This window comes from Corynebacterium sp. 13CS0277 (assembly GCF_002994655.1).
Classification (GTDB): Bacteria; Actinomycetota; Actinomycetes; order Mycobacteriales; family Mycobacteriaceae; genus Corynebacterium.
In genome coordinates this window covers 36,153-49,594 of record NZ_PPDL01000012.1, presented here as the reverse complement: position 1 = coordinate 49,594, position 13,442 = coordinate 36,153, and the positions used below count along the sequence as shown (strand labels likewise).

Sequence of the window (13,442 nt, the reverse complement as noted above, 5' to 3'; positions counted from 1 at the left end):
CCACCTGGACAACGCGAACACTCCGCCCGCAACGCACATGCACCACGGTGGCGGGAAGCCGGGCGGGTGCGCAGCGCTGCGGACGGAGTGTGTGTCAGGAGGAGGTGGAAGAAGAGAAAAGAGAAGAGAAAGAAGAGAAAGGAGGAAGGGAGGGGCGCGTTAGCTGATGGCGTCGAAGCCGGCGCGCAGGTCGGCGAGGATGTCCTCGATGTTCTCAATGCCGATCGACAGGCGGATCGTCGACTGGTTAATGCCAGCGCGCGCCAGGCCGTGCTCATCCGACTGGGAGTGGGTCGTCGTTGCCGGGTGCACCACGAGGGAGCGCACGTCGCCGACGTTCGCCAGGTTGGAGAACAGCTTGAGGGCATCAATGAACGCCCAGGCTTCCTCCTTGCCGCCGGCAATGTCGAAGGAGAACACGCTGCCGGTGTGGGTCAGGCCCAGCTTCTCCTTGGTGGCGTACCACGGGGAGTCCGGCAGCCCGGCGTAGTTCACGCGAGTCACCTTGGGGTGGTTCGCCAAGAACTCGGCGACCTGGCGGGCGTTGGTGTTGTGGCGCTCCACGCGGAGGCTCAACGTATCCAGGCCCTGGGCGGTCACCCACGCGTTGAAGGGGGAGGGGGCGGCGCCGGTGTCGCGCAGCAAACCCACCCGGGCCTTCAGGCCGAAGGCCGCCGGGCCCAGGTCGGCGTACTTGAGGCCGTGGTACGCCGGGTCCGGGGTAACGAAGTCGGGGAACACCGGCTTGCCGTTGCGTTCCACAGTCCAGTCGAAGGAGCCGCCGTCGACGAGGATGCCGCCCAGCCCGGAGCCGTTGCCCGTGTAGAACTTCGTCACCGAGGCCACCACAATATCCGCACCCAACTCCAGGGGCCGCACCAGGGCGGCCGTGGCCAGGGTGTTGTCCACGATGAGCGGCACCTGGTTGGCGTGGGCGACCTCCGCGACGGCGGGGATATCCAGCACGTCGGCCTGCGGGTTGGCGAAGGTCTCCCCGTAGAAGGCGACCGTGTTGTCCTGCACCGCAGCCTGCCAGGAGGCCGGGTCGTCGGGGTTGTCGACGAAGGTGGTCTCAATGCCCAGGCGCGCCAACGTCACCGCGAACAGCGTCTCCGTGCCGCCGTAGAGGCGCGGGGAGGACACGATGTGATCGCCCGCCTTCGCCAGGTTGAGGATCGCGGCGGTCTCCGCAGCCATCCCGGACGCAAACAACACGGCGTGGACGCCGCCCTCGAGGGAACAAATGCGGTTCTCCACGGCCTCCACCGTCGGGTTCGTCAGGCGGGAGTACACCGGACCTAAATCCTCCAGGGCGAAGCGCTGCTTCGCGTGCTCCGCGGAGTCGAACACGTAGGAAGAAGTGAGGTAGATCGGGAGGTTGCGGGCGCCGGTGTCGGAATCGACGGGCTGGCCCGCGTGGATGGCGCGGGTCTCGAGGCCCCAGTCGGCGGCGTTGGAGTTGTCGTACTTCGGCATGGTTGCTGTCCTAATCAAAGAAGAGGGGATGTGTGAGAGAAAGACGCTGTGAAGAATCTTGAGGGGCGGATAGGGTGCGCCCCGCAGGCCTTCATGGCGTTGCTGCACGACAGTAATGGACAGCTTGGTCTAGCGCAAACCGCTTAGTCTAGAAAAATGGCATCGCCGCAGCTCAAGACATCAAAAAAATTTAGACAGCTTGGTTCATAACTCCCCCTGTGTGGGGGTAGTGGGCCCGCAACGCGTGCCGGCGCACCCGCGCCACAACAGCGCGCGCCACAAGGAAAGAGGTTGTGCTGTACGCCGGCAGGGTCCTGCTTAGCTGCGGCGGGCGTGCCGGCTGGGGCGGCGGACGTTGTACACCACCCGCGCCAGCACCCCGAGCGCGACCACGATGCCCCCGATGAGCAGCATCCCTTGCGGGGTCTGCCACAGGGCCGGCCGGGTGGCGTCCTCCACCTCGTCGGCGCAGGAGTTCAACGCGTCCCGCAGCGCAAACTGGGTGCCCTCGTATTCGGCGTGACGCTGCCGGAAGATGTCTGCCGTGATCTCATCGAGCCGCAAATGCGAGGTCCGGGCTTGGGTGTCGAGGGCATCCTGCGGGGCGTTCGCCGGATGATCGCCGATGGCGCGCGCAGCCGCCCGCGCTTCGGTCGGGGTGTAGGTCGTCTTATCGCCCGCCTGGTCGCCGATACCGTCCTCGGCCTGGGTGCGGTGGGGGATGAACATGCCCAACCCCTCAGAGGTGCCGGTGGCGGCGATGCGCTCCTGCAACTCCCCGGGCAGGCTCGCCCCCGGCCGGTCGAGGTCGTAGTCCTCAATCGCTTGCTTGAGCCCCGGGTCGGCCGCATCCATCTCGTCGAGCCTTTGGGCAACCGCATCCTGGCGCAGCTGCGTCCAGAATTGGCTCACCGCCGAGTCTTTTTGCCGCGGATCCACCCGGCACACAGCGGCATCCGCATCGGGGACAACATCGTAAGCCCAGGCGGCAGGGAGGCCCACCCCCTGAAGCAGTACACCCGACAGTGCGCAGGACAAGGCGGTGGTGCGGGCACGGCGCGAGAACATCATGCCCCACATTCTAAAAGGGCACGCCCCCACCCCGGCGGGTACGGGTACGGGCACGGGCACGGAGCGGGAGCGAGTGCTGATCCTGATGCAGGTGCTGGTGCCCAGCCCGAGCGGCGGGGCAGCGCGATGAGTGGGGCAGCGCGAGGGGCGTGCCCGCGTGCGGGGAGTGCGTGAAGAGACAGTCCCCTGTGGGGTGTGCGGGCGTACACTGTCTGCTCATGCGAGCAGTCATCATGAACCGTCCCGGCGTGGTCTCCATCGGGGAGCGCCCCATGCCCGTCCTGGAAGACCCCCGGGACGCCATCATCAAAATCATCGCCACCTGCGTGTGCGGCTCCGACCTGTGGCCCTACCGGGGGATTGGGTCCGATCCCGTGGATGCTGACATGGGCCACGAGTACGTCGGCGAAGTCGTGGAGGTCGGCGACGCGGTGCGCACCGTCGCCCCGGGCGACATCGTGGTCGGCTCGTTCTGCTACTCCTGCGGCGAGTGCGAGATCTGCCAGGCGGGGTATCAGAGCCGCTGCCCGAATGGTGGCTTTACCAGCGCTGTGGGCGGCACCCAGGCAGAATATGCCCGCATCCCGCTGGCCGACGGCACCCTGGTGGCCACCCCGGGCCGCCCCACCGAGGAACAACTCGCCTCCTTGCTGGCGGCCAGTGACGTGCTGGGCACCGGGTGGTTCGCCGCCGACGCGGCGGGCGCGAAGCCCGGGGCCACGATCGCCGTTGTCGGCGACGGCGCCGTCGGCTTGTGCGCGGTGTTGGCGGCGAAGCAGCTCGGCGCGGAGCGCATTATCGCGTTTTCCTCCCACCCCGACCGTGCCGCCCTGGCCCGCGAGTTCGGTGCCACCGACATCATCACCACCCGCGGTGACGAAGGCGTAGCAGAGCTCAAGGCCCTCACCGAGGGCTTGGGCGCGCACGGCACCGCCGAGTGCGTGGGCACCGAATCCGCTATGCAGCAGGCCATGGCTGCCACCCGCCCCGGCGGCTACGTCGGCTTCGTCGGTGTTCCCCACGGCGGCAGCCTCGACATGGGGAAGCTGTTTTTCTCCGAGCTGCACCTCCACGGCGGGCCGGCCCCGGTGCGCCGCTACCTGCCGACGCTCATCGACCTCATCTACGCGAACGCGATCAACCCGGGCAAGGTCTTCGACCTCACCGTGAGCCTTGACGATGCGGCCGAGGCCTACCGCGCCATGGATGAGCGCACCGCCATCAAGGCGATGCTGCTGCCCTAAACCCCCCGCGCACGCACACAGCGCCCCAAGCGCCCGCTGCGGCCGCTGCGCTCACAGCGTCAGGTGCAGGGATGCCCCGCCCCTGAGAGACTGGGCGGCCCGACGATCTGTCCGGCTGCTCGTGGCGGCTACCGCCGCGTCGTGCGCTGCTGCGCGCCCTTGCGAACGCCAACACCCCCGGCCCGCAGCGTGATGTGGTGCGAACCGGGGGTGTTGTCACGCCGGGGGTGTGCCCCGGCGAGTGGGGCGGATAGAAGAAGGGTTACTTCTTCAGGCCGTCGATGATCTCGTTGAACTTCGCAGACGGGCGCATCGCAGCCGCAGCCTTCGCATCGTCCGGGCTGTAGTAGCCGCCGAGGTCCACGGCGGAACCCTGCACGGCGAGCAGCTCCGCGGCAATGGCGTCGGCGTTGCTGTTGAGCTCCGCGGCGACGGGGGCAAACACGGCCGCCAGCTCCGCGTCCTCGGTCTGCTGGGCGAGCTCATCGGCCCAGTAGGTGGCGAGGTAGAAGTGGGAGCCACGGTTGTCGATCTCGCCGGCCTTGCGGGACGGGGACTTGCCGTCGTTGAGCAGGCGCTCGGTGGCGCGGTCGAGGGCGTCCGCCAGGACGGCGGCGCGGGCGTTGCCGTCGGTGTTGGCGAAGTGGCGCAGCGACTCGCCCAGGGCGAGGAACTCGCCGAGGGAATCCCAGCGGAGGTGGTTTTCCTCCACCAGCTGCTGCACGTGCTTCGGGGCGGAGCCGCCCGCACCGGTCTCGAAGAGGCCGCCGCCGGCCATGAGCGGCACGACGGAGAGCATCTTGGCAGAGGTGCCGAGCTCGAGGATCGGGAACAGGTCGGTCAGGTAGTCGCGCAGCACGTTACCGGTGACGGAGATGGTGTCCTCGCCACGGCGGATGCGGTCGATGGAGAACTGGGTGGCCTCCACCGGGGACATGATGCGGATGTCCAGGCCCTCGGTGTCGTGCTCCGGGAGGTACTTCTCCACGAGGGTGATGAGGTTGCGGTCGTGGGCGCGCTCCGGGTCGAGCCAGAACACGGCCGGCATGCCGGACAGGCGGGCGCGGGTGACGGCCAGCTTCACCCAATCGCGGATCGGGGCGTCCTTGGCCTGGCAGGCGCGCCAGATGTCGCCGGCGGCAACCTGGTGCTCCATGAGGGTCTCGCCGGCGGCGTTGGTGACCTTGACGACACCATCGGCCGGGATCTTGAAGGTCTTGTCGTGGGAGCCGTACTCCTCAGCCTTCTGCGCCATGAGGCCCACGTTCGGCACGGTGCCCATGGTGGCCGGGTCGAACGCGCCGTTGGCGCGGCAGTCCTCGATGACGGTCTGGTACACGCCAGCGTAGGAGGAGTCCGGCAGCACGGCGAGGGTGTCCTGCTCCTCACCGGCGGCGTTCCACATGTGGCCGGAGGTGCGGATCATGGCCGGCATGGAGGCGTCGACGATGACGTCGGAGGGGACGTGCAGGTTGGTGATGCCCTTGTCGGAGTTCACCATCGCCACGGCCGGGCCCTCGGCGAGAGCCTTGTCGAAAGCAGCCTTGATCTCGGCGCCGTTGTCGAGGTCCTCGAGGCCGGCGTACACGGCAGCCAGGCCGTTTTCGCCGTTGAGGCCGGCGGCGAGCAGCTGCTCACCGTACTGGGCGTAGACGTCGGCGAAGAAGGCGCGGACGACGTGGCCGAAGATGATCGGGTCGGAGACCTTCATCATGGTGGCCTTGAGGTGGGTGGAGAACAGCACACCCTCCTCCTTGGCGCGGGCCACCTGGGCGGCGAGGAACTCGTCGAGGGCTGCCGCACGCATGACGGTGGAGTCCACGACCTCGCCGGCCAGGACCTTGAGACCGTCCTTGAGGACGGTCTCGGAGCCGTCGGCACCGACCAGGGTGATGGTGAGGGTGTCGTCGGCCGGCATGATGACGGACTGCTCGTTGTGGCGGAAGTCGTCGTCCGACATGGTGGCCACGTTGGTCTTGGAATCAGCAGTCCAGGCACCCATGCGGTGCGGGTGGGCCTTCGCGAAGTTCTTCACCGCGATGGGGGCGCGGCGGTCGGAGTTACCCTCACGCAGCACCGGGTTGACGGCGGAACCCTTGACGGCGTCGTAGCGGGCGCGGATGTCGCGCTCCTCATCGGTGGCCGGCGCATCCGGGTAATCCGGCAGTGCGAAGCCCTGGGCCTGCAGCTCAGCGATCGCGGCCTTGAGCTGCGGGACGGAGGCCGAAATGTTCGGCAGCTTGATGATGTTGGCGTCCGGGGTCTTGGCCAGCTCGCCCAGCTCGGCAAGAGCGTCGGCGACCTTCTGATCCTCTGCCAGGTAGTCCGGGAACTGGCTCAGGATGCGGCCGGCCAGCGAAATGTCGCGGGTCTCGACGGCAATGCCGGCGGTGGAGGCGAAAGCCTCCACGATCGGCTTGAGCGAGTAGGTGGCGAGAAGCGGAGCCTCGTCAGTGCGGGTGTAGATAATCTTGGCCAAAACAACTCCCAAAGGTGGTTGGATATACGGCCATTCAGAATACCCGGACAGTCTCCCGCGTGCGCCATAAAGGGGTGCCATGTGACAAAGACTGCATACCGGCCGACCATGACGGCAAGCCTGACCTTGCCCGCTGACCTGCGGTTTTCTCCCTCGCCTGCCCCCGTGGTTGCCCCCGCCCTGCCGGTCGCGCGCCACCCCCGATGGGGAACTCACGCCCCTCACGGCGGCGCGTTGGCGAGCCATACCTCAACGCGTCGCGCCGTGGTGGTGCTGCCGCTGCTGCGGGGGTGCATGGCTGCCTGCGGGTGCCCACAACCGGGCATCCCCGGTTGCCGCAGGTGTGGCGTTTACGAAACCGCTGTTGGGGGAGTAGCCTGCCCGGGTGGATCATTCAGCAGTACCGCCCAACAGCACCCCCGCCCGCAGCGCGCAGACGCCCCCGCAGGGCCGCGCCCGCGTCGTCGTCGACACCCCGCCGACCGCCGGCGGCTCCGGTGACCCGGCGGGAACGGCACCCCGCCCCCGGGTGCCCCGCCAGACGGAGATCAGCGACACCCGCCGCACGATCGTCATGCTGGCGCTCGCGCTCGGCGGCTTTGGTATCGGCATTACTGAGTTCGTCTCCATGGGCCTGCTGTCGATGATCGCCGGCGACTTCCACATCTCGGAGGACCAGGCCGGCGGCATCATCGCCGCCTACGCCATGGGCGTGGTCATCGGCGCCCCGCTCGTCGCCGTCCTCACCGGCCACATTCCGCGCCGCCGGCTGCTCATCATTCTCATGGCGGCGTTCGTCGCCGGCAATGGGCTCAGTGCCCTGGCGGGCAGCTACCACCTGCTGCTGGGCGCCCGCTTCCTCGCTGGTCTGCCGCACGGCGCCTACTTCTCCGTCTCCGGGCTGGCCGCCGCCAGCATGGTTGCCGACGGCAAGCGCGGCCGCGCCATCGCCTTCCTCGGCTATGGCTTCGCCATCGCGACCGTCGCCGGCGTGCCCGCCGCCCAGGCCCTTGGCGCCGCCTTCGGGTGGCAGTGGGCCTACGTCATCGTCACCGTCATCGGTGTCGCCACGCTGGCCGCTCTGGTGCTGCTCATGCCGCACATGACCCGCATGAAGCCCACCAGCCCCATGACGGAACTCTCCGCCTTCACCCGCCCCCAGGTGCTGCTCACGCTGCTGACCGGCGTGGTGGGCTTCGGCGGCATGTTCGCCGTCTACACCTACATTTCCTGGACCATGACCGACCACGCCCACCTCCCGGAGAGCCTCATGTGGATCGTGCTCATGGCCTACGGCATCGGCATGCTCATCGGCAACGGTGTCGGCGGCCGGCTCGCCGACATCAACGTCGAACGCGCCATTATTTTTAGCCTCGCGATGATCGCCCTCATGCTCGTCGGGTTCTACTTCACCTCCAGCAACGCGATCCTCGGCACCCTCAACTTCGGGCTCATCGGCATGTTTGGCTCTACCCTCATCCCGAGCCTCCAGATCCGGCTCATGGACACCGCTGGTGACGCCCAAACACTGGCCGCAGCACTCAACCACTCGGCGCTCAACCTCGCCAACGCTGGGGGTGCCGCCCTCGGTGGCGCTGTCATCGCCCACGGCTTCGGCTACCAGGCCCCGGCCCTGGCGGGCGCCGCGATGGCCGCCACCGCGATCTGCGTGTTCGTGCCCAGCGCCCTGGTCCGCCGCCGCAGCGCCACCCGCGCCGCAGCCACCGTAGCCCCCGCCGAGGCGTAACCCCGGGGACACTGCACCGGGGCCTTGCATCGGGGCGCTGCATCGGGGCGCTGGCCCCACCATCCTGCAGGCACGGCGCATCGCCGCCCCGCGGCCTGCGCGGATGAGCCTCGCACAGCTACAATCCTGCGCACCGCACCCCGCCCACCTGGGCCGGGTGCGGTTTTTGCTGCGCGGGTGAGGCTGCGGTGGCGGCATGGGTTGCTGCTATCGCAGTCATCACGAGCTGTGTTGTCTGCTGGTGGCGGCGGGCGGTTCAGCCGGTAGCCTGGGGGACATGTCTTTTCACGTCGCGAGCGTCAATGTCAACGGGATCCGGGCTGCGGTCAAGCACCGCAGCGAGACCAACCGGGGGATGCTGCAGTGGTTGGAGGAGGACCCGCAGGACGTGGTCCTCATGCAGGAGGTGCGCGCCAACGACACCCAGACCCGTGCGGCCCTGGCCCCGCTGCTGGAGGAGGGCTGGCATTACGTCGGCGCTGAGGCGGCGGCGAAGGGGCGTGCGGGTGTTGGCATCTTGTCGCGGCACGCTCTGCGGGATGTGCGCATCGGTATTGAGGGCTTTGAGGATGCGGGCCGTTTCATCCAGGCCACCATCGATGAGGGTCCCGCGGAAGGTCTCGTCGTCGCGAGCCTCTATTTGCCCTCCGGGTCCGCAGGTACGGACAAGCAGGACGAGAAGTATGCCTTCCTCGATTCTTTTGGCCCGCACCTGGATCGCCTCGCTGAGGAGCACCCCCTCATGGTGGTGGCCGGTGACTGGAACATTTGCCACCGCCGGGAGGACCTGAAAAACGATAAGGCGAACATGAAGAAGTCCGGCTTCCTCGCCGATGAGCGGGTGTTCATGGATTCTGTCTTCGGCACCTTCCCTGAGGATGCCCCGCAGATCACCGGCGGTGAGTTCCTCGGTGCGGTGGACTATGTGCCCACGGAGATCGCCCGTGCCCGCGCGGCTGCGGTGGAGCCGAAGTGGTTCGATGTGGCGCGGAGGCTTCAGCCGGAGGGCGACGGCCCGTACACCTGGTGGACCTACCGGGGGCAGGCCTTCGACACGAACGCCGGGTGGCGGATTGACTACCAGGCGGTGACGAAGGGGTTGCTCGAGAAGGTGGAGTCCTCCCGGGTTGCCAAGGCTGAAGCCTACGACTTGCGGTGGTCGGATCACTCGCCGCTCATCGTCGCCTACGACTTCTAAGATCTCGTCGCCTCTCGTCCCTTGTTGTCTGCGCGGTTTCCCGCCTGTGGATCGTGTGGACGTGGTGTTCGCCCCCGCCCCGGCCGGTATGGTCCTGCGACCGTGCCCGTCGGGGCGGTGGTGTGTGCGGTCGGCGGCGCACGTGTGGGGGAGTTGTCGGCCGCGTGTGGCAGGGGTGGGCCCGTGCGCGGGGGTAGGCGACGGCCGCTGTGAGGCGATTCATAAGATGCGTCGTCGCGGTGAAGAGGGTGGGGGATTGCGTGGCTTGCTCTATGGCAGCAATTCGGAGAACCTCACCCGCATCGATTTCCGTTTGTGGTTTATTTGTGACCCATTTGTGACCATCCTGCGCTTAAGAATTTCCTGAGAGTCCCAGCGCATGCCCGCTGCGCGGACGGGCGAGAACTCTCACCCGTTTGGGTGAAATGTCGTGTGTGATGTATGTCGCTGCTGGTGTAGGGGTGGGGGAGTAATTTTTGGGCCCCGTTGCAGCATCTGTGCAGCGTGTCGCAGTCGGCGTCGCGCGCGGGCTGCGCGGGGCGGGGGTAGTGCAGGTCGGGGCGGTGGTTCGGGGAGAACTACCTGAGTAATATCTGTGAGGCTCATGCCGTTGGGTGCATGAACGGCTGCACATCTCGTGCATCCGGCGTCGTCACCCACAGTGCGCTAGGTCTCTTTCAGACCTGCGCTTTGCTCCACGGCACCCGCCCACAGTCCTGACGAGGGGCCGTGCGGGGGCGTGCGTCCGCGGGCATTTTATGCCCCGCCGCGCATCACGAACGCCCCGCACATCCACCCCCGTCATTCCTCACGTGCGCGGTGCGTGGTGCGCGGCATGGTGAGCGTCCTCGGCGGGAGGAGTTCCTCGTCGTCTACCCACCGCAACCCGCGGCAGCCTTCTCCGAGAAGGCGCGCGGCGCGTGTGCCGGCAGCATCCATCCTGTGTGGTGTGTGCCCTGTCCCGGTGTGTGGGTACGTGACGAGGGTCTTCACCCGGTGCCCCGGGCTGAGCGTCCCCATCAGCGTGATGCGTGGTGGTCGTGCGTCCGTGGTGCTGGAGAGCGTGTTTTCTCTTCTCGTCTCCCCGCACGAGCACCCCTCTTGTTCTGTGGCGTGCACACCTCTCGGCGTGCGCGTCCCCCGTGGGTGTGTTCGTGCGTGATGTCCCTCCCCGCCCCGCGCGGGCTCACTGTGTCCATGTCCATCTCTTCCTGTCCCCCTTGGGGCCGCGCCGACGCGCCGCCTGCGGGCGGGTGCCGGGGGATGGGTGCGGGTGGTGCGCCGCGTGGTTTTCGTGGCGGGGTTTGTCACCGACTATGGAAAGGCCTTCGATGACCTCGATGACCTCTACGGCGCAGGCGCGCGGCGCCCGCCGCCGCACGCGCGTCGCCGCCCTGGTGGCGGCGCTGGCGACTGGCGCGTCCCTGACTGCGCTGCCGGCCGCCCACCAGGCGCTGGCCGCCGACGCCCCGGGCGTGGATACCGCCCACGCGGAAGCCAACCTGGCTGCCCACAGCACTGAGCCGAAGAAGAACCAAGGCGTCGACCGCTTCATCGTCGCCGTCAAGGACGAGGCCGCACCCCGCGCCGAGACCGACCCCGAGGGCACCCTCGAGGACGTCCTCGAGGCCGCGGAGGAAAACAACAACGTCACCGCCGAGGACGTGAGCTCCACCGCGACGGGCGACATTGTGGTCTCCACCGACAAGAAGCTGTCGGAGAAGGAAGCCCGCGAGTTCATGGAAGACCTCGCCCAGGGCGACAACGTCGAGTACATCGAGCCCGACGTCACCCTCACCATCGCGGAAACCAACGACACCTACTGGGACAAGCTGTGGGGCTTCCACGCCGAGGACGGCGCCCGCGTCGACCGCGCCTGGGACTACGGGGTCAGCGGCGACGGCCAGGTCGTCGCCATCGTCGACTCCGGTATCCTGCCCCACCCGGACCTGGACGCCCACGTCCTGCCCGGCTACGACTTCATCTCCGACCCGCGGGTCTCCCGCGACGGCAGCGGCCGCGACTCCGACCCCACCGACGAGGGTGACTGGTTCCGTCGCGGCGAGTGCGGCAAGGACCAGAACGCCGACTCCTCCTGGCACGGCACCCACGTCGCCGGCACCATCGCCGCCATCGGCGACAACAACGAAGGCGTGGTCGGCGTGGCCCCCGACGCGCAGATCATCCCCGTGCGCGCCCTCGGCAAGTGCGGCGGCAGCCTCTCCGACATCGCGGACGCTGTCGTGTGGGCCGCCGGCGGCCACGTCCCCGGCGTGCCGGATAACCCGCACCCCGCCGACGTCATCAACATGAGCCTCGGCGGCCGCGGCCAGTGCTCCCGCACCTACCAGAAGGCCATCGACAAGGCCGTCGCCTACGGCGCGACCGTCGTGGCTGCCGCCGGCAACGACAACCGCAACGCCGGCGCCTACCAGCCCGCCTCCTGCAACAACGTCATCACCGTCGCCGCCACCGGCGAGACCGGCTCCAAGGCCTACTACTCCAACTACGGCGACGTCGTCGACCTGGCCGCCCCGGGCGGCGACCGCAGCGTCGGCGACACCATCCTGTCGACCCTGAACACCGGCCGCACCACCCCCGGCACCGCCTCCTACGGCACCATGCAGGGCACCTCCATGGCCACCCCGCTCGTCGCCGGTGTCGCGGCCCTCCTCCACGAGGCTGACCCGGCCCTGCGCCACGACGACATCGAACGCATCCTCACCGAGACCGCCCGCGAACTGCCCGGCCACTGCAACGGCGGCTGCGGCGCCGGCCTCATCAACGCCGAACGCGCCGTCCAGGTCGCCCTCGGCGAGGACGCCACCGTCAACCCGAAGCCCACCACCAGCGAGGCCACCCCGACCGCGGAGCCCACCCCGGCAAAGCCCACCGCAAAGCCCACCGCGGAGCCCACCCCGGATCGGCCGACCGCGCAGCCGACGCCCACGGCGGAACCCACCACCACTCCCGCCCAGCCGGAGCCCACCAAGCCGGAGACCACCACCCCGGCACCCACCACCCGGCCGGTGACGACCCCGCCGACCACGACGAGCGCCTACCGCCCGCCGTACTACTACAACCCCAGCAACCCCTACTACCCGTACTACCCGCGCCGGAACTACAACCGCCGCTACTGGGACCCGTACTGGTACCTCTACCGCTACGGCGGCAACCGCTACGTGTACACCCCCGTCCGCTACGTGTACTCCTGGTTCCGCTAAGCACCCCTACCGCCACCCGCCCCAGCGCGCCCACCCGTGACGCCGCTGGGGGCGTGGTGATACCACCGGCGCCGCACCCGTGACCTGCACCCCGTGCAGCGGGGTGCGGCGCTGCTGCATCATCGGGTGGTGGCGCAGCACAGCGCGTCCACCCCGCCCCACATGCTGAGCTCAGCGTCGGTCGCTGTTGTTCTCTTCTCTTTTCTTCTCGTCTCTTCTTCTGTTCTTTATTTCTTGCTTATTTCTTGATTCATTCCTGATTCCTCCCTTCTCGCCCCACCCCAAGGAGCGCCCACGATGACCACCACCATCCGTTTACGCACCACCGCCCAGCGTCGTGCGGCCGCCCTGGCCGGCACCGGCCTGCTGCTGGCCACGGTGGCCTGCAGTCCGAACGATGCCCCGAGCACCCCGACCAGCACCCCCGCCGCCACTGCGACGGCCGCGGCTACGAGCGCGGTGGCCGCTGTGACCAGCAGCAGCACGAGCACCAGCGCCGTGGCGCCCACCCCTGGAGAGACCTCTGCCGCGCCGGCAGCCCCGGAGACCACCATGACCCAGCCTGCATCTGACACTCCCGCGACTACGGCACCTGCGGGCGATGCTGCGGCGCCTGCGGGCGCGGCGGCTGACGCCCAGCCCGGTGCGGACACCGCCCACGTCCGCGAGGACGCCCCCGGCCCCCTACCCGACGATGGGCTGGGCGCCCCGGCCACCTCGTTCATCGTCTACCCCAGTGACGAGGACAATCCCCAGCCCACCGTGGACGCCGTCCGCCAGGCCGCCGCCACCGCCGGCATTACCTTGAGTGACGTCCGGATCAACGGGGTGGGGGATGTCGTCGCCCACGCCGACCAGCAGCTCACCCGCGCCCAAGCAGACGCCTTCATGGGTGCCCTGCGGGGCGTGCCGGCGGTCGCCGACGTCGCCCCGGATGGGCTGCTGGGCACCGCGGGCTAGCCCGGGCAGCCCCGGCCGGGGTGGGGTGCGCGCGGTGGGCGGC

8 protein-coding genes are annotated in these 13,442 nt (G+C 68.6%); 5 read left to right on the top strand and 3 right to left on the bottom strand.

Annotated features, from left to right (window positions below):
* Positions 1–159: 159 nt before the first annotated feature.
* Entirely contained in the window at positions 160–1,476 is a 1,317-nt protein-coding gene (locus C1Y63_RS06550; RefSeq protein WP_106015671.1) for an O-acetylhomoserine/O-acetylserine sulfhydrylase, read from the bottom strand.
* A gap of 318 nt (positions 1,477–1,794) precedes the next feature.
* Entirely contained in the window at positions 1,795–2,547 is a 753-nt protein-coding gene (locus C1Y63_RS06545) for a hypothetical protein (protein ID WP_106015670.1), read from the bottom strand.
* Between the two features lie 218 nt (positions 2,548–2,765).
* Between C1Y63_RS06545 and C1Y63_RS06540 the strand changes: the two genes are divergently transcribed.
* A complete protein-coding gene (locus tag C1Y63_RS06540) occupies positions 2,766–3,791 on the top strand; it encodes a zinc-dependent alcohol dehydrogenase family protein (protein ID WP_106015669.1) in 1,026 nt (341 codons plus the stop codon).
* A gap of 262 nt (positions 3,792–4,053) precedes the next feature.
* Here the strand turns inward: C1Y63_RS06540 and C1Y63_RS06535 are convergent, their stop codons facing one another.
* On the bottom strand, positions 4,054–6,270 hold the full coding sequence (locus C1Y63_RS06535; RefSeq protein ID WP_106015668.1) for an NADP-dependent isocitrate dehydrogenase: 2,217 nt from the start codon (positions 6,268–6,270) through the stop codon (positions 4,054–4,056).
* A 529-nt stretch (positions 6,271–6,799) separates the two neighbouring features.
* Between C1Y63_RS06535 and C1Y63_RS06530 the strand changes: the two genes are divergently transcribed.
* The 4 genes from C1Y63_RS06530 to C1Y63_RS06515 all read left to right on the top strand — a co-directional run bounded on the left by C1Y63_RS06530 (position 6,800) and on the right by C1Y63_RS06515 (position 13,399).
* Positions 6,800–8,017 (top strand): MFS transporter, encoded by a 1,218-nt coding sequence (locus C1Y63_RS06530; RefSeq protein ID WP_233195619.1) that lies wholly within the window; start codon positions 6,800–6,802, stop codon positions 8,015–8,017.
* A gap of 277 nt (positions 8,018–8,294) precedes the next feature.
* On the top strand, positions 8,295–9,215 hold the full coding sequence (locus C1Y63_RS06525) for an exodeoxyribonuclease III (RefSeq protein WP_106015667.1): 921 nt from the start codon (positions 8,295–8,297) through the stop codon (positions 9,213–9,215).
* Positions 9,216–10,546: 1,331 nt separating this feature from the next.
* Positions 10,547–12,439 (top strand): S8 family peptidase, encoded by a 1,893-nt coding sequence (locus tag C1Y63_RS06520; RefSeq protein WP_158256105.1) that lies wholly within the window; start codon positions 10,547–10,549, stop codon positions 12,437–12,439.
* 297 nt (positions 12,440–12,736) lie between these two features.
* Positions 12,737–13,399, top strand: coding sequence for a hypothetical protein (locus C1Y63_RS06515; RefSeq protein ID WP_106015665.1), 663 nt, complete (start codon positions 12,737–12,739; stop codon positions 13,397–13,399).
* Positions 13,400–13,442 lie beyond the last annotated feature (43 nt).

Coding starts and splice junctions, on each gene's coding strand:
- C1Y63_RS06550 (WP_106015671.1), bottom strand. CDS start 1,476: ATGCCGAAGTACGACAACTCCAACGCCGCCGACTGGGGCCTCGAGACC.
- C1Y63_RS06545 (WP_106015670.1), bottom strand. CDS start 2,547: ATGATGTTCTCGCGCCGTGCCCGCACCACCGCCTTGTCCTGCGCACTG.
- C1Y63_RS06540 (WP_106015669.1), top strand. CDS start 2,766: ATGCGAGCAGTCATCATGAACCGTCCCGGCGTGGTCTCCATCGGGGAG.
- C1Y63_RS06525 (WP_106015667.1), top strand. CDS start 8,295: ATGTCTTTTCACGTCGCGAGCGTCAATGTCAACGGGATCCGGGCTGCG.
- C1Y63_RS06520 (WP_158256105.1), top strand. CDS start 10,547: ATGACCTCGATGACCTCTACGGCGCAGGCGCGCGGCGCCCGCCGCCGC.
- C1Y63_RS06515 (WP_106015665.1), top strand. CDS start 12,737: ATGACCACCACCATCCGTTTACGCACCACCGCCCAGCGTCGTGCGGCC.